The following is a 16,217-nucleotide window of genomic DNA, read 5'->3' on the forward strand; positions in this document are numbered from 1 at the left end:
GCTCCAGCACCTCAGCCAGTGGCAACGCAGTCAGCCGCAGAATATTTGGCAAACCCGCTTTAAGGTTTCCATTGAACAATAAAAAAGACGCCTCGGCGTCTTTTTTAAATTTAGGAAAACTAGGGCTTTTGCAGTTGTGTTAAGGTTTTGCGTGCCAGTCCCGGATCATCTGCAAATACACCATCTACACCAGCTTTATAGAAGTTTTCAAATTCTTTAGCCGCACCGGTATCACAACGTTCGGTTGCCACTGAGCTACATTTTAAATAGTCAGGTAAAAAACCATTTTCAGGTCTGAGCGTATAAGGATGGACTTTCAAACCAGCAGCATGGGCATCTTTGACAAAACTGGTTTGTTTAAACTCAGTGTTTGAAAAGATATACGTTTTACTAGGACCCACACCATCTGCATATTTTGCCACTGATTTTAGGCCTTCTGCTGTTGCTAAGCTTGCATAATTTTGAGGTGAGCTTTGTTGCTGTAAGTCACCCGGTATTGCAGTTGGGCTATCTAATAATTGAATAATTTTGCCATGTTTGAGGGTTTTCTTTTGCGTGAGTTGATCACGTAAGTATTTAAGATTGGTGGTTTCAAAGGACTGTAAATATACAGGCGCGATATCACGTGTATAACTGTATTTAGCAAGCGTGGAGAGTAAACGATCTTCCATGGCTAGATTTTGCTGTTGGAAAAATGTTGGGTGCTTGGTTTCAATATATAAACCAACAATTTTCCCAGTTTTTTTATAGTGAGCGTCGGCAAGTTCAATGATTTGTTCGAGCGTTGGGATGCTGTATTGATCATTATATTGAGTGTTATTAGGGCGATATTGAGCAATACGCTCACGTGCTTTTACATTTTGAGTCAGTTCATTCAAATTAAAGTCTTCCGTAAACCATCCTGTATAGTCGATACCATCGATTTTTTTGGTGGTTTTTCGATCCGCAAATTGTGACAGCGTACTAATATTGGTAGTCCCTGAAATTTCACTTTCATGGCGCGCAACCAGATAGCCATCCTTGGTTGGCACTAAATCGGGTTCGATAAAATCCGCACCATCATCAATCGCTTTTTGATATGCGGCAAGAGTATGCTCAGGTCGCAAAGCACTGGCACCACGATGCCCAACAATGACAAAACCTGTATCAGGCAAAATAGGGGGCTTGGTGACATGGGTTTTATCGTCATCCGAATTACATGCAGATAAACCAAAAACGCTAAAAAGGAGCAGTGAAGACACGCCCCATGAGGATTTCACTTTGCTAGTTATGGCTAGATTTAACTGTTTTGTTAATTGTTTTTGCATGGCTGCCTCTGCATCTTTTTATATAAATGAATGATGTTGCAGGCATACATTGCAGGGCAGTGGCTAAGGCTTCATGACAGAGGCGGTTTTGTCACATAAATTTACTAAAATAGCTGAAGTGGAGGCTCTCCATATTTTCTACATATTTCGCTTCAAGCAAGGTTTTTATGTAGTCTAGGCTTGTAATCAAGCTCATTGTGATTGATTATCAATAAGATTTTTTGAAAAAATTCAATCTATATTTTTTATTTCTTCAATTGAAAAGTGACATGGACTGATGCTGTCTAAGTTTTTTATTTATCGACCGATTTTTGCAGGTGTCTTGGCGATCATCGTCATGGCGCTCGGGCTATTTGCTGTGCTCAATTTACCGGTAGAGCGCTATCCAGATATTGCACCACCACGAATTACGGTCAGTGCAAGTTATAGCGGTGCGTCAGCAGAAACAGTCGAGGAAAGTGTCACACAAGTTCTTGAGCAACAAATTAAAGGAATTGATCATCTTTTATATTTTAGTTCAAGCAGCGACTCTTCAGGCCGAAGCCGGATCAGCATCAGTTTTGAAAATGGCACTGACCCAGATACCGCTCAAGTACAAGTACAAAATGCCATAAATGGAGTAATCAATCGGCTGCCTGAAGATGTGCAGCGCCAAGGGGTAAATGTCTATAAATCTTTGGGTGATACCCATATGGTTATCGGCCTCTATGATGAGACTGGCAAGAGTTCGAATATCGAACTTGGTGACTATATGATGACTCATCTAGAACAGGACATTGCTCGAATTGAGGGTATTGGTGAAGTCGATGTTTTTGGTTCGCAATTTGCCATGCGCATTTGGCTCAACCCACTGAAGTTAAAGCAATATAGCCTTATGCCCAGTGATATCCGTGCGGCTGTTGAATCACAAAATACGCAGGTTGCAGCCGGAGCCGTAGGTGAATTGCCCAGTGTTTCGGATCAATATCTCAATGCAAAAGTCACTTCAGGTACACGTTTAAAGTCAGTTGAAGAATTTGAAAATATTATTGTCAAATCTGCACGAGACGGCAGTTTTGTCTATTTAAAAGATGTTGCACGTGTTGAATTGGGTGCGGAAAATTATTCAGGGGTGAATACCATTAACGGGTATCCATCTTCAGGGATGGGGATATCATTGGCTTCTGGGGCAAATGCACTTGAAACCTCAGCCTTAATTAAGCAAGAAATTGAACAGTTAGCGAAGCAATTACCTGCCGGTTATAAAATCGTTTATCCACGGGATAACACGCCATTTGTACAAGAATCGATTAAAGAAGTGGTGAAAACATTATTTGAAGCCGTTTTACTGGTGGTTTTGGTGATGTTTATCTTCTTACAAAATTGGCGAGCAACGCTGATACCTGCGATTACCGTGCCTGTGGTGATTCTAGGGACTTTAGCGATTTTATATGCTCTGGGTATGACCATTAACACGCTCACCTTGTTTGCATTGGTACTGGCCATCGGTCTGTTGGTCGATGATGCGATTGTTGTGGTGGAAAACGTCGAACGTTTAATGCATGAACAACAGTTAACAGCAAAACAAGCGGCCATCGAGTCGATGCATGAAATTAGCGGGGCATTAATCGGGATTACTTTGGTATTAACCGCGGTATTTATTCCCATGGCGTTCTTTGGTGGCTCAACGGGCGTGATCTATAGACAATTTTCCATCACACTTGTGGCTGCCATGGGCTTGTCACTGATGGTTGCGCTGATTTTAACTCCTGCATTATGTGCCTTAATTTTAAAACCAAATCCGAAACCACAGCGCTGGGCGATTTGGTTTAACACCAAATTAGAGATTTTAAAAACCAAATATTTGACTCTTGCACAAGCCACGGTTCGTTATCGCTTATGGACGGTGGTTTTGTTTGCGGGGCTCATTACGGTATTTGCTTTGTTTTATCGTGCTTTGCCGACCAGTTTTATTCCTAGTGAAGACCAAGGTATTTTGAGTGTGCAACTTAAATTACAAGAAGGTGCACCGATGTCGAAAAGTCGTGAGGTCGGTGAACAAATTAGGCAGTACTTTTTAACTGAAGAAAAGCAAAATGTTGATTTGGTGATGATTCGTTATGGACGAAATTTTTCTGGTACGGGTCAAAACTTAGGGCAAGGCTTTATTGCACTGAAGCATTGGGATGAACGTTCAGGACAACACAATTCAGCGCAAGCGATTCGTGAACGTGCTATGAAACATTTTAAAAAATTTAACAATGCACAAATCAATGTCAGCATGCCGTCCTCTGTCAGTGGCCTTGGGCAAACCGATGGTCTGGAATTTTGGCTGCGAGATATGAATGGTGAAGGCCGTGCTTATCTCGATGCGCAATTTAAAAGCTTGCAAGAAAAATCTTCACAATTCAGCAGTTTCGAAAATTTAGACAAACGCTCTAACCCAGACAAAGCTGAACTAAAAGTGGATATTGATCAAAAACAAGCAATGGCCTTGGGGTTAACTCAAAATGCGATTAATAGCACCATGAGTAGCGCATGGAGCGGTAGCTATATCAACGATTTTATCGACCGTGGGCGCATTAAACGCGTCATGATGCAGGCAGATGCCGAATTCCGTTCTAAACCAGAAGATTTAGCTTATTGGCATGTACGTAATGACCAAAATGAAATGATTCCATTTAGTAATTTTTCAACCATTGGTTGGAGTGGTGGTCCAGAAGTTGTTAACCGTTTCATGGGCTATACCGCATTACAAATGGAAGCGGATACAGCCAAAAATGTCTCAAGTGGACAAGCCATGCAGGATGTTAAAGCTTTAGTTGATCAAGTGCCGGGTGTGGACGTGGCATGGAGTGGGTTATCCTTTGAAGAGCAAAAATCAAGTCATCAAGCGATTTGGCTATATTTGGTCTCGATTGGATTTATTTTCCTCTGTCTCGCTGCCCTATATGAAAGTTGGAGTATTCCAACTGCAGTCATGAGTGCGATTCCACTTGGGATAGGTGGTAATATTTTGTTTAGCTACATGACCGGTTTTCCAAATGACATCTATTTCCAAATTGCTCTACTGACAACAATTGGTTTGTCCTGTAAAAACGCGATCTTGATTGTAGAGTTTGCAGCGATGGCACAAGAAAAAGGCAAACATGTAATCGAAGCTGCAATGGAAGGCGCAGCACTTCGTTTACGTCCTATTTTGATGACCTCTTTGGCTTTTGGTGCGGGAGTGGTTCCTTTAGTTCTTGCTTTTGGTGCAGGTGCAGCCAGTCGCCAAGAGATTGGGGTGAGCGTACTCGGTGGGGTAATATTCGGTACGGTTTTGGTGCTGATCTTTATTCCGTTTATGTATGTCATGGTTCGTTCCATTTTTAAAATCAAACCGGTGTCTGAGTCTATGAAATAACCGTTAGACAGTATTTAGTTCTACAGAAATCCACCGTTAAAGCTTGGATACTTGGCGGTGGTTTTTTATTCTGGAGAATTTTTTGGCGGGGAAGAAATTCCACTGAGAACTTTTATAGATATAGAGATCATATTGAAGTGATTTGAAACTCTTCATTTTATCCTTCAAAATGTGTTTAACAAATAAAGATTAAAATTTGAGTGAGTTGAATGGCGGATTTAATACAAAGACAGCGTGATATTTCCGCTTTGTTGCAACAACAAAATTATACAGAGGCCGTTGGTGTTTTACAGCCTCTGAACTATGCTGATCAGGCCCGTTTAATTCAGCAATTTCCAATTGAATATCAAATTGAGTTACTTTCAGGTTTAGCACATCAAGGTTTGGTTTTTGAGTTTTTCCCTTTTGAGTCACAGCGACAGCTGATTTCGCGTTATCCACTGCGTCTACAAATTGAATTATTTGATGACATGCATTCTGATGATGCAACGGACTTATATAAAAGCTTAACAGATGCAGAACAAGATCGAATTTACCAACAACTTGATCAAGATACACAAGAGCATTTAAAGGCGTTATCTGCTTATGCAGAAGAGTCTGCAGGCGCAATCATGAGCTCAGACTATGTCAGTATGCCTGCTGACTTTACCATGCAACAAGCCATAGAGGCCTTGCGCCATGAACCGCATGACCGTGAAACCCTGTATTTAATTTATGTCACCAATGATCAGTCTCAATTAAATGGGGTGATTTCACTGCGGCAAATTTTGCAAGCCGACCGTGATGCACGGATTCAAGAGGTGATGACCAAAGATGTAGTGACTGGTTGGATAGACGAAGACCAAGAAAGTATTGCACGTAAACTGGCTGAATATGATTTTATGGCCTTGCCGATTGTGGATCATGCCAAGCGTTTGATGGGGATTGTCACCTATGATGATGCGATGGATGTGGTACAGGCTGAAACTACCGAAGACTTTTTAAAAGCTAGTGCAGTGAGTACCGAACCAGGTATGAGCATTAAGAAAGCACCGATTTTAAAGTTGTATCAAAAGCGGGTGTTTTGGTTGGTGATATTGGTCTTTGGCAGTTTATTGTCCGGTTTAGGTATTTCCTATTATGAAGATATCATTGCCGCACATATCGTCTTGGTTTTTTTCTTACCCTTACTGGTCGGAAGTGGAGGCAATGCAGGTTCTCAGTCTGCGACCTTAATGGTGCGAGCGCTTGCCACAGGGGATGTAAAGATTCGTGATTGGTTTTATTTGTTGGGGAGAGAGACGCTTGTTGCTCTTTGCTTAGGCGGAACCATGGCCATTGCTGTATCTATTTTAGGCTACTACCGTGGTGATGCAACCGTGGCCTTGGTCTTGGCACTGAGTATGATGGGTATCGTATTGCTCGGTTGTTTAATTGGCATGAGTTTGCCTTTCATACTCAATAAGTTAAAGTTCGATCCTGCAAGTGCTTCTGCACCCTTGGTAACCTCGATTTGTGATGCGACAGGCGTGGTGGTGTATTTGATGATTGCTTCACAATTGCTCAATTTATAGAGATTAGCATTTTGCTACAGATTGAAGACTTCTAATATGTTTTAATCTCAGTGATTTACACGGTTTTTATTGGATAAAACATGACTGAACCATTAAAACAAAAAATGTCAAAGCAAGAAGTCATTCGTCTTGAACGCGATCTCGCAAAGTTTGCCAATATGATGGACTCCGTGGTTCGGATTCCATTTACTCGACAAGGGGTAGGTGCGGACGTAGCGTTGAGTACCATTCCCGTAGCTGGTGATATCGCAGGATTTGTCTTGACCTGTTATGCCGTTTATAAAGCCAAACAGATTGGCGTACCACAAGCCAAATTAAATGGTGTGATGAAACTCGCAGTTATAGATGCTGTCGTGGGGTTTATTCCTGTTGCAGGGACGATCTTTGATGTGTTTATTCGACCGAGCCGTAAAGCTTTAGATGTTGTACATACGCACATTCGTGAAGAATATCAAATCAGTACAGATCAACATGTGGTACATCCGTTTTTACATGAAAAATTAGAACAGAAACAACAGCAATCTGCTTTTTGGCGCAACCCTGTGGTTGCATGGATATGGATCCATATCCCAGATATACTCGGGATGATTTTCTTATTAGTCTTTATCTTTGCAATTTATATGGGTGGTTCATTGCTTTGGCAATGGTTAAAGGCCAATGGAGTATTGTAGATAGAAATGCCTTGTTGCTTGAACGCGATCACTGAGACGCTATTCAATTGAAAGATCGTTCAGCTGAAAGATTATTGATAAGACAGTAAATGTTCGGAAAAAATTAGACTTAAAAAAGCCTCCATAGGGAGGCTTTTTTACGACATACATTAGATGCTCGATTATGGGCAATCTAATTGTTGTAATGCCGCAACACGTTGTTCAATCGTTGGGTGTGTTTGGAACAATGCAGCTAAACTGAAACCTTGTTCTTGACCCGCAGAAATTGCAAAGGCTTTCATTTCTTTTGGCATTTGATCTGGCATTTCAGATTCTGCTTGTAAACGTAACAGAGCAGAAATCATCGCTTGTTTACCTGCTAAACGCGCACCAGCTTCATCGGCACGGTATTCACGGTAGCGAGAGAACCACATCACAATGGCAGACGCTGCAATACCAAAAACAATATCTAATACAATCGTAATGACAAAATATGCGATACCCGGTGCTTCACCATCTTCACGACCAAAAACATTACGGTCAATGAAGTCACCTGCTACACGCGCAAAGAACATCACAAAGGCGTTGACTACACCTTGCACCAATGCAAGGGTTACCATATCACCATTGGCTACGTGACCAATTTCGTGAGCGAGTACGGCACGGAGCTCGTCTTTGTTCATACGCTCAAGTAGACCGGTAGAAACTGCTACTAAAGCATCATTTTTATTCCAGCCTGTTGCAAAGGCATTTGACTGGTACGATGGGAAAATACCCACTTCTGGCATTTTGATACCAGAACGTTGTGCTAGTTGCGCAACTTCGTTAAGTAACCATACTTCAGCTTGGTTACGTGGTGCATTAGGGTCAATCAGCTCTGTACCCGTGGTTTTCTTCGCCATCCATTTTGACATGAATAGTGAGATCATTGAACCCACCATACCGAACACAAAACAGATTACGAGCAAGTTGCCTAAATTTAAGCCGCCCGCACCGTGGTAACTACCGACACCGAAGAGTGACAAGATTATGCCAGCTACAACCAGTACCGCGAGGTTGGTCAGCAAGAACAAACCAATCCGCATCATTGGGTAAATCCTCTTATTATAGAAAAATGATCTGATTTACAAATAAAAATCATTAAACTCAATATGAGGTGAAAGTCTTAAAATTTCAAGGAAAAATTAGTAAAACAGATGCAATTTTACAAAATCAGTGAATTTATTCATTGAAATAAATACGCGCTGAAGCAGACGCATTTGCTGTGGCAAATGAACCTGAAGGTGCGTCGGTAAAACTACCATTGTCTGTTTGAATAATTTGACGTGCCGATGATTTAGCAACCGTAGGGGCAGCAGCATGATAATTATCCGAACTGGCAATAATCCGACCACTATTTGAAGCGATATTGGAATTGCTCGAACCTGATACACTTAAACTACCAGCATATAGGTTGTTGTAGCGGCTAGTGACACGGCGGACATAATCTTGTGTTTCGCGAAAAGGTGGGATACCACCATATTTTGCGACATTGCCTTCACCTGCGTTATAACCAGCTAAGGCAAGTGAGGTGTTACCATTAAAACGTTTCAGTAGCCAAGATAAATATCGCGCACCAGCCATAATGTTCTGATGAGGATCATAAGCATTTGTTACATTGAAGCGACGTGCCGTGGCAGGCATGAGCTGCATTAAACCTTGGGCGCCAACAGGTGAACGAGCATTAGTGTTAAAGCCTGATTCGGTATGCATCACCGCTTTGATTAGACCTTCGGAAACACCATGTTGGGCCGCTGCTTGTTTAATAATATTGTCAAAGGCATTTTTATTCCTACTATAGCTGGGTAACACAGACGCTTCATTTGAGCCCCAGTTACTATAACTATGGATATTACTGTCCGGATAGTAGGTTTTTTTTTCAACTTTTAGATTGCTATAGCGGCCTTGTTTATTGGTCAGTAACGTTGTGCCATTACTTTCACGCAATTGATAAATCGTTTGGCCGGCAAAAATGTTTGGTGCTGCTAAACTGATAGCCACACTTCCACCTAATAACAGCCCCAAAGTCCAAGTAATGTTTTTCATTTTATTGTGAAGAAAAATTCTGTCCCCAAACAGTTAAAGAGAGTTTATCAAAAAAAAATTAGATGAAAAGGCTTCAAGGACTGATTTCTTCTTTACTTTGTAAAAATCAAGTCATTTTGATGATTCAATAATCAAAAAAAATATTTATTTTTTTTTAAGGAGCTTAACTTGACACACTTAAGTTATTGATAATTAAATTTATTTAAATTGATCAAAAAATGATCAATTTAAATAAAAGCCTTAAAATAAGGGCGGCTCACCTTGTCAAGTCATTTAGAATCCACAAAGTTATCCACAGCTTTTGTGGACAACTGTGGAAAAGTCCAAAAGATAAGCATTTGGGCTAAAAAATGAACTGTACCGTATAGAATATTGCACTGAAGATTACGTGATCATGACAGTATTTCTACTTTTTTCGGAAATTACATTCTTTTGATGCGAGAAGTCTGCGAATCGGATAAAATTGCGCGGTATTTTTTTTTAGGTTTAACTCGTCTATGTTCTCGCCAGTTGAGTCCGAACAAGGATTTAATTTCAAACCAGAACTACCAACTAGCTCTGCGTATTATCGTCTATTGAAAAAGCTACGCCGTCAGGTCGGTCATGCCATTCGTGATTTTAAAATGATCGAAGAGGGTGACAAAGTGATGGTCTGTATTTCAGGCGGTAAAGACAGTTATACCTTGCTCGACATTTTGTTGCAGTTTAAGCGTATTGCGCCGATTAATTTTGATGTGGTTGCGGTCAACCTTGACCAAAAACAGCCGGGTTTCCCTGAAGACGTATTGCCACGTTATTTAGAAGAAAACAAAATTCCGTATTACATCTTAGAAAAAGATACTTACAGCATTACCAAACGTTTAACACCAGAAGGTAAAACGTACTGCGCAGTGTGCTCGCGTCTACGTCGTGGTTCGTTATACGGCTTTGCTCAAGAAATTGGGGCGACGAAAGTGGCTTTAGGTCATCACCGTGATGATATTTTGGCGACGTTCTTTTTGAACTTGTTCCATGGCGGCAGCTTAAAAGCCATGCCACCGAAATTATTGTCTTCTGACAAAAAGAACATTTTGATTCGTCCACTGGCTTATGTGGAAGAAAAAGACATTATCAAATATGCAGAAATGCGTAAGTTCCCAATTATCCCATGTAATTTGTGTGGTTCTCAGGAAAACTTACAACGTGCGATGCTAAATGACATGCTGCGTACTTGGGATAAAGAATTTCCAAAACGTTTACACAGTATTTTTGGTGCTTTGCAAAATGTTTCGCCCTCACAACTGGCTGACCGTGAGTTATTCGACTTTGAAGCCCTAGATGAACAACGCGAATTTGACTTTAAAAATAGCGAAAGTTGTTCAACTGAAGAAGGTGAGTCAGAAAGCAAACGCATTAATATGGTGAACTTAGGGTTTATGGCAGATTAAGTGGAAAACCTCATCACGCAAAAGGCATTCTACGGAATGCCTTTTTTATGCTTATGATTTTTCTCATTTTGTTATTAAACAGTTAAATATTGAACGGTGCGTACAAAAAACTTTAGCCTTTTAACAAATGATCATGCTATAACAAACCTCAAGCAAAATATGCTTGCACTGATGTTGTCCGGAACGGCAACACACACGAACAAAATAAATTGAGGAAAGATCATGCCTGCTTTTTTAACTGATGATTGGTTTTCAACTGTAGAAACTCTGACAGCTCAAGCTGGTGATTTAAACTTACCACCTGCATTGGCTAATCTTGCAATTAACCTTGTGGTTGCTGACGCTGCAGGCAATACTGAATTGTCATTAGACGGTGGTGCAATTAAAAAAGGTTTATCTTCAAACGCGAAAACAACTTTGAACATGGATGCTGAAACTTTACGTAAAGTATTCCTTGAATTTGATATGGCTGCAGCGATGCAAGCGTTTATGACAGGCAAAATAAAAGTACAAGGTGATATGTCACAATTGATGGCATTGCAAACAGCAAAACCAAGTACTGAGCAAAAAGATTTATTCAAAAAAGTACTTGAGCAAACTGCTTAAGTCTAAAACGAAAAAAGCTTACCCGAAGGTAAGCTTTTTTTTGTGCGCTCACATGTAAATGTTAGGTGGACGCATATTAGATATTCACCAGTTGAGGTGTGGTTTTAATATGTTCCAAATAAGCACGAATACGCGTGACATATTGCACAGCTTGACGATAACGACCATTGCTGGCCTTGTTACGGTCTAGATAAGCATATAAATTCACCCACTTATTCGGGTTTTTACCCTGAGATTGGATGCGCTTTTGAATCTGACTTACAGCACCAGGACCCATGTTATAAGCCACTAAGGCATACCAATTACGATCAGGGTACGGAATGTTACTATAACGGTTTAGCATTTGGTCATAGTACTTTGCACCACCTTGAATGCTTTGAGTCGCATCTGTACGGTTGCTCACACCCATGGCTTTTGCTGTACTGTTGGTCAGCATCATAATGCCACGAACACCCGTTGGGGATACCGAGTCAGGTTTGAGGTAAGACTCTTGATAACCAATCGCTGCCAATAAATGCCAGTCTAGATCGTATTGCTTGGCTGTGTTTTTAAAACTTGCCTTATAGATCGGCATACGTTTACTTAAATCACGTTGAATCACATTCCAAGAATCTTGTTTGACCACATTACGGTTGTAGAATGATGCCAACTGTCCAATTGCGCCATTTTGTTTGGCACGGCAAATAAAACCACTCGCGGTTTGGCTTAGTGGATCATCTGCATTTTTAAATACCCAGTTTAAGTTGCTGTTTAAACCATTCTTTTTTAAAGAAACGGTATCACCACAACTGGCTGAAAATGACGTCAAATGCTTGGCTTCAATGGTACTCATTTCGGCAGTGGTCATAGCAAAATTGGCTTGACCTTTGGCAACCATTTTTAAAGCAGTGGCATTATCATTCACTGTTTTAAAATCTAATTGGACATTTAAACTTTCTGCATAGTTACGTGCAAGGTCGTAACCAAAACCATGTCGATGTTTACCATCCTGAAAAACAATGGCAGGATTGGCAACTGCAACAACAGTGAGTTTATTACTGTTGACGACAGCATCATATTGATGTGCTGTTTTGCTGGCATTAATACTGTGAAAAGGAATTAAGATAGTACTAAGTGCAAGCGCTTTAAATGGGAGAGAGTTAAAAGAGTTAAGGCAAAGCCTCGACCCAGAAGTTGAACTACTGTGCATGTTGTCTCCGCTACAAGTAATTTATGCCCTAAAAAGCAAAGGCAAACAGGCCTCAGACTTTTTCAAGTTTGATAAATTCAATAAGGGTTGGGCAGTCATGACGTCATTCAAAAATGACTAGGGGGTTTCGGGAAATATGTAGAAAATCTACACTGGATAAAAATTAAACAAGCCTAAAAGATGTGCGAATAATAATGAGCAAAAAAATACTTGTCAAATTTTGTACGAAAAAATATTAAAATATGTAACATAAACAATTGATTTTGTTTGGGAATAAATTTTATATACTTTGCCTGTGTAGAAATGGAGGATAAAATAGGCATGTTTTGTAAAAATCAGCACTTGCTCAAGGCCTAAAAATCATCATGAAATCTAACTTAATTACCCGTGGTGGACACGATTTATTGGTCGCTGAACTTCAACATTTATGGCATGAAGAGCGACCTGAAATTACCAAAAAAGTGAACTGGGCGGCTAGTCTTGGAGATCGTTCGGAAAACGCGGATTATCAATATAATAAGCAATTGTTACGCAAAATTGATAGACGTGTACGCTACTTGGGAAAACGTTTGGAAGAGCTTCGTATTATCGATTACTCACCCGAACAAAAAGGGAAAGTCTATTTTGGGGCGTGGGTCGATATTGAAAATGAAGACGGCGAACAAAAAACGCTAAGGATCGTGGGGGTAGATGAAATTTATGATCATCATCCGCAACATATCTCAATTGATTCACCTATGGCTCGGGCACTCTTATCCAAGCAAGTGGATGATGAAGTCGAAGTCCTAACCCCGCTAGGAAAAAAATGTTGGTATATCAATTCAATTCGTTATGAAATGGGCGAAAGCACTGAAAAACAATAAACTGCTTTTATTTTGTTCAATTGGACGTGTTTTTTACAAAATAATTTGCCATTGCTGAATTTTATTTATATGATGGCGGCCATGGAAGCGTGGCAGAGCGGTTTAATGCACCGGTCTTGAAAACCGACGAGGGCGCGAGTCCTCCGTGAGTTCGAATCTCACCGCTTCCGCCAAATTGAAATTTCTAACATTGTTTAACGCTATGTGAAATTGATTTATTAGGTTAAAGTTAGAAACTTGCGGTATATTAAGTTATAACGTAAAAAAAGCAGTAAGACATGACCTTACTGCTTTTTTTACGTTATAACTATTCATTCAATTTTTAAAATGAAAGCTTTACAGCCTAAATAAAATTAATTCCAAATAAAATGTATAAGCTAACTCGTTATTTTACTCAGTAAGAATTAAAAAAAATTGATGAATTACGCCCGATTATAAAATATTGAATCGTTTAGAAAAAATACAATATAGACAAATTTAATAATCTATTGTTTATGTTTGCAGATCCTGCAGCAAGAGAATCGAAACCTCCACCAACTAAAGGATCATTTTTTCCAATGATATATTCACTAACGAAACTGAAATTTTTATAATCGAAAGATGAACCAATTACGCTTCGAGTTGAATTATTGGCATCACTATATCCTTTAGAATAGGTGCTATACATCGCATACGGCGATATATTTAGACCTTTATACACATCTCTGAAGGTATAGCTTAAGTCTACAGTATAAAAATCACCTTCATTTGCGACCATATATTTATCATCAAAAGAACCATAGGTTGATTGATTTGGATAAACCGTATCTTTAGAGTTAATGTCGTTTTTGCCAGCTGTAATCATAAGCTTCAAATCATCGTAGCTAACTTGGCTAAATAAACTCCATGCTTTATGATTTCCATCGAGATTTAAATTTTTATTTTCAATTGTAGAATACCAATATGATCCACCAAATGACGTTTTAAGATGATCAGAATTAAATAGGTCAACTTCTTGGTTAATCCGTGATACCCACATATCTTTTTCTTGCAGATTTGTATGTTCAGCTTGATTAGATTTAATTAGATTAGCCGTGTATCGTGCAGCTTCGCCATTTGATCCATGATATTTACCACCATCTTTTGGAAAGTAAGCTAATTCTATGGTTGTAGATTGACTTGGTTTAAATTGATAATTGACACCTAAATTATGAATGTCTTCAATACCAACTTGAGTATTAATACCACCAAAATAATTACTCTCCCAAAATCGTGAAGGACCAAATGGAAGGCTTTGGACGCCGACTTTAATTTCATGACTTTCATTGAAATTATAACTAAGCCAACCATCTACTAATGTCGAAAAATCACAGATTTTATCGAACTGATAACAGCGATATTCCATATGTCCTTTGATCAACTGATTTTCATAATCGAGATTAATTTTAGCAGTATCAAATTTTAAACTATGGTCATTTTTTGAGTAATCTTTATCCTGAATTTTTGCACGTAAAAATCCCGATAATTTAATTGAACCCGCTGTCGTTTCTTTGTCACCAAATTCAAAATTAGAGGCATGAGTTTGGGACACCATGACACCAAATGATATCAGGGTAATTTTCATTAATTCCATAGTAAACAATCCATTGCGCGTAAAAAGGCCATTTCAAATGAAATGGCCGTGTGAAATGTAAAATTAATTATTTGAGATACTGTTTGACGTTTGTGGCTGTGAAATTTTCACTTGTTTTGGAAATAATTTGACGCAGATAAAATAAAGAATTGCGGTAAAAATAAGACCTGCTATCCATGATAGATCTACATTACCTAACATTTTCGCAATACTACCCGTATAGAGTTTGGAGTCAATGAAAGGAAGCTGGAAAACAATACCTGCAACATAGCAACCAATTCCGACCATATTCCAGCGACCGTACTTTCCATTTGGGTCAGAAAGGTCCTTAATATCGCATTTCTCATGCGAAATAAAATAATAATCAATAAGGTTGATTGCGCTCCAAGGAATGAAGAACGTTAAAAGAAATAAAATAAATGATTTGAATGCACTAAGAAAAGAATGTTCACCCAAAATAGCGATAATTGTAGAAACAGCAACAATTCCAATAACGGCAAGAAGTCTTTGCGTTTTAGTGATGTTTAGTGTGCCTTTAAAACTACTATAAATAGTTGCAAGGCACATAAAGCAACCATATGAATTTAAGGTGGAAATTGTAAGTTTTCCAAAGGCAATACAAAAGTATAAAATAGCTGCTATCGTGCCAACACTACCTAAGCCAATCACATAAGCAACTTCATTTCCAACAAAATTACCTTGAGCAATTTGAGCAATAAATACACCTAGTGTCATCGAAATTTGTGAACCAATAAACGAACCTGCAGCAACAGCCCAAAAAACTTTGGAAGAGGAAGTTGAACTTGGTAAATATCTCGAATAATCGGCAACATATGGCCCGAAAGCAATTTGCCATGATGCAGAAAGTGAAATTGCTAATAAAAAAGACGACCAGTTGAAGTGTTTAACAGTAAACAGGCTGGCGATGTCAGCCAATAACATAATTTTTGCAAAAATAATGATGAATGTAATAATGCCTAACACACTGGCAAGTTTACCGATCCAGTGAATAACCTTATAACCGACGGTAGCCAACACGATAATAATTGCAGCGAAAATCAAAATACCGACAAGATTGCTAGTGTTCAACAGTTTGGCAATGGCTTGCCCAGAAAGGACAGTTCCTGTGGCTGTGAAACCGATATACATTAAACAGACCAGAATAATGGGTATACATGCCCCATATACTCCAAACTGAACCCGGCTTGAAATCATTTGAGGTAAGCCTAATTTAGGGCCTTGGGCCGCATGTAAGGCCATAATCGTTGCACCAAAAGCTTGGCCGATAATTAATCCAATAATGGACCAAAATACATCTCCCCCCAGCACAACAGCTAAAGCACCCGTGACGATAGCTGTAATTTGAAGATTTGCACCAAACCATAATGTAAATTGGCTAAAAACGCTGCCATGCCTTTCATTTTCAGGAATAAAATCAATTGAACGGTTTTCAATAAAGTTATTGCCTTGTTGTTTTTCCGTTTCTACATTTTGCGTCATACGAATTTCCTTTCGTCGTAGAGATTTATCCCGCGGTCTT

12 protein-coding genes and 1 tRNA gene are annotated in these 16,217 nt (G+C 39.4%); 7 read left to right on the top strand and 6 right to left on the bottom strand.

Annotated features, from left to right (window positions below; translation table 11 throughout):
• Positions 1-119 precede the first annotated feature (119 nt).
• On the bottom strand, positions 120-1,307 hold the full coding sequence (locus FTU34_RS01570) for a glycerophosphodiester phosphodiesterase (protein WP_180034431.1): 1,188 nt from the start codon (positions 1,305-1,307) through the stop codon (positions 120-122).
• Positions 1,308-1,584: 277 nt separating this feature from the next.
• On the opposite strand from FTU34_RS01570, the gene FTU34_RS01575 reads away from it, so the two are divergent.
• From FTU34_RS01575 to FTU34_RS01585, 3 genes are all read left to right on the top strand, one after another.
• Entirely contained in the window at positions 1,585-4,692 is a 3,108-nt protein-coding gene (locus FTU34_RS01575; RefSeq protein ID WP_180034430.1) for a multidrug efflux RND transporter permease subunit, read from the top strand.
• Positions 4,693-4,901: 209 nt separating this feature from the next.
• Entirely contained in the window at positions 4,902-6,245 is a 1,344-nt protein-coding gene (mgtE, locus tag FTU34_RS01580) for a magnesium transporter (protein ID WP_180034429.1), read from the top strand.
• An 80-nt stretch (positions 6,246-6,325) separates the two neighbouring features.
• A complete protein-coding gene (locus tag FTU34_RS01585; protein WP_180034428.1) occupies positions 6,326-6,916 on the top strand; it encodes a DUF4112 domain-containing protein in 591 nt (196 codons plus the stop codon).
• 161 nt (positions 6,917-7,077) lie between these two features.
• Here the strand turns inward: FTU34_RS01585 and htpX are convergent, their stop codons facing one another.
• Both htpX and FTU34_RS01595 read right to left on the bottom strand, forming a co-directional pair.
• On the bottom strand, positions 7,078-7,983 hold the full coding sequence (gene htpX, locus FTU34_RS01590) for a protease HtpX (RefSeq protein WP_180034427.1): 906 nt from the start codon (positions 7,981-7,983) through the stop codon (positions 7,078-7,080).
• Between the two features lie 133 nt (positions 7,984-8,116).
• Entirely contained in the window at positions 8,117-8,980 is an 864-nt protein-coding gene (locus tag FTU34_RS01595) for a lytic transglycosylase domain-containing protein (RefSeq protein ID WP_180023271.1), read from the bottom strand.
• Positions 8,981-9,477: 497 nt separating this feature from the next.
• On the opposite strand from FTU34_RS01595, the gene ttcA reads away from it, so the two are divergent.
• A complete protein-coding gene (gene ttcA / locus FTU34_RS01600) occupies positions 9,478-10,407 on the top strand; it encodes a tRNA 2-thiocytidine(32) synthetase TtcA (RefSeq protein WP_078192144.1) in 930 nt (309 codons plus the stop codon).
• Between the two features lie 222 nt (positions 10,408-10,629).
• Positions 10,630-11,013, top strand: coding sequence for an SCP2 sterol-binding domain-containing protein (locus tag FTU34_RS01605; RefSeq protein WP_078190434.1), 384 nt, complete (start codon positions 10,630-10,632; stop codon positions 11,011-11,013).
• Positions 11,014-11,089: 76 nt separating this feature from the next.
• On the opposite strand, the gene FTU34_RS01610 is transcribed toward FTU34_RS01605, so the two are convergent.
• Complete coding sequence (locus FTU34_RS01610) at positions 11,090-12,202, bottom strand: transglycosylase SLT domain-containing protein (protein ID WP_078192143.1); 1,113 nt, start codon at positions 12,200-12,202, stop codon at positions 11,090-11,092.
• Between the two features lie 365 nt (positions 12,203-12,567).
• On the opposite strand from FTU34_RS01610, the gene greB reads away from it, so the two are divergent.
• A complete protein-coding gene (greB, locus tag FTU34_RS01615; protein WP_180034426.1) occupies positions 12,568-13,065 on the top strand; it encodes a transcription elongation factor GreB in 498 nt (165 codons plus the stop codon).
• Positions 13,066-13,148: 83 nt separating this feature from the next.
• Positions 13,149-13,238, top strand: a tRNA-Ser gene (locus FTU34_RS01620).
• Between the two features lie 278 nt (positions 13,239-13,516).
• On the opposite strand, the gene FTU34_RS01625 is transcribed toward FTU34_RS01620, so the two are convergent.
• Together FTU34_RS01625 and FTU34_RS01630 are read right to left on the bottom strand one after the other, a co-directional pair.
• The gene (locus FTU34_RS01625) at positions 13,517-14,677 is read right to left on the bottom strand and encodes a hypothetical protein (RefSeq protein WP_257226190.1); all 1,161 of its coding nucleotides are present in this window, start codon (positions 14,675-14,677) and stop codon (positions 13,517-13,519) included.
• A 63-nt stretch (positions 14,678-14,740) separates the two neighbouring features.
• Positions 14,741-16,177 (bottom strand): cytosine permease, encoded by a 1,437-nt coding sequence (locus FTU34_RS01630; RefSeq protein WP_180034425.1) that lies wholly within the window; start codon positions 16,175-16,177, stop codon positions 14,741-14,743.
• Positions 16,178-16,217 lie beyond the last annotated feature (40 nt).

The organism is Acinetobacter sp. YH12094 (assembly GCF_013419295.1).
In the GTDB taxonomy this organism is placed as follows: Bacteria; Pseudomonadota; Gammaproteobacteria; order Pseudomonadales; family Moraxellaceae; genus Acinetobacter; species Acinetobacter amyesii.

What these genes read in the sequence shown, in the direction of transcription:
- FTU34_RS01630 (WP_180034425.1), bottom strand. Translation starts at nt 16,177, where the DNA reads ATGACGCAAAATGTAGAAACGGAAAAACAACAAGGCAATAACTTTATT.
- FTU34_RS01605 (WP_078190434.1), top strand. Translation starts at nt 10,630, where the DNA reads ATGCCTGCTTTTTTAACTGATGATTGGTTTTCAACTGTAGAAACTCTG.
- FTU34_RS01575 (WP_180034430.1), top strand. Translation starts at nt 1,585, where the DNA reads ATGCTGTCTAAGTTTTTTATTTATCGACCGATTTTTGCAGGTGTCTTG.
- htpX (WP_180034427.1), bottom strand. Translation starts at nt 7,983, where the DNA reads ATGATGCGGATTGGTTTGTTCTTGCTGACCAACCTCGCGGTACTGGTT.
- mgtE (WP_180034429.1), top strand. Translation starts at nt 4,902, where the DNA reads ATGGCGGATTTAATACAAAGACAGCGTGATATTTCCGCTTTGTTGCAA.
- FTU34_RS01595 (WP_180023271.1), bottom strand. Translation starts at nt 8,980, where the DNA reads ATGAAAAACATTACTTGGACTTTGGGGCTGTTATTAGGTGGAAGTGTG.
- FTU34_RS01570 (WP_180034431.1), bottom strand. Translation starts at nt 1,307, where the DNA reads ATGCAAAAACAATTAACAAAACAGTTAAATCTAGCCATAACTAGCAAA.
- FTU34_RS01585 (WP_180034428.1), top strand. Translation starts at nt 6,326, where the DNA reads ATGACTGAACCATTAAAACAAAAAATGTCAAAGCAAGAAGTCATTCGT.
- FTU34_RS01610 (WP_078192143.1), bottom strand. Translation starts at nt 12,202, where the DNA reads ATGCACAGTAGTTCAACTTCTGGGTCGAGGCTTTGCCTTAACTCTTTT.
- FTU34_RS01625 (WP_257226190.1), bottom strand. Translation starts at nt 14,677, where the DNA reads ATGGAATTAATGAAAATTACCCTGATATCATTTGGTGTCATGGTGTCC.
- greB (WP_180034426.1), top strand. Translation starts at nt 12,568, where the DNA reads ATGAAATCTAACTTAATTACCCGTGGTGGACACGATTTATTGGTCGCT.
- ttcA (WP_078192144.1), top strand. Translation starts at nt 9,478, where the DNA reads ATGTTCTCGCCAGTTGAGTCCGAACAAGGATTTAATTTCAAACCAGAA.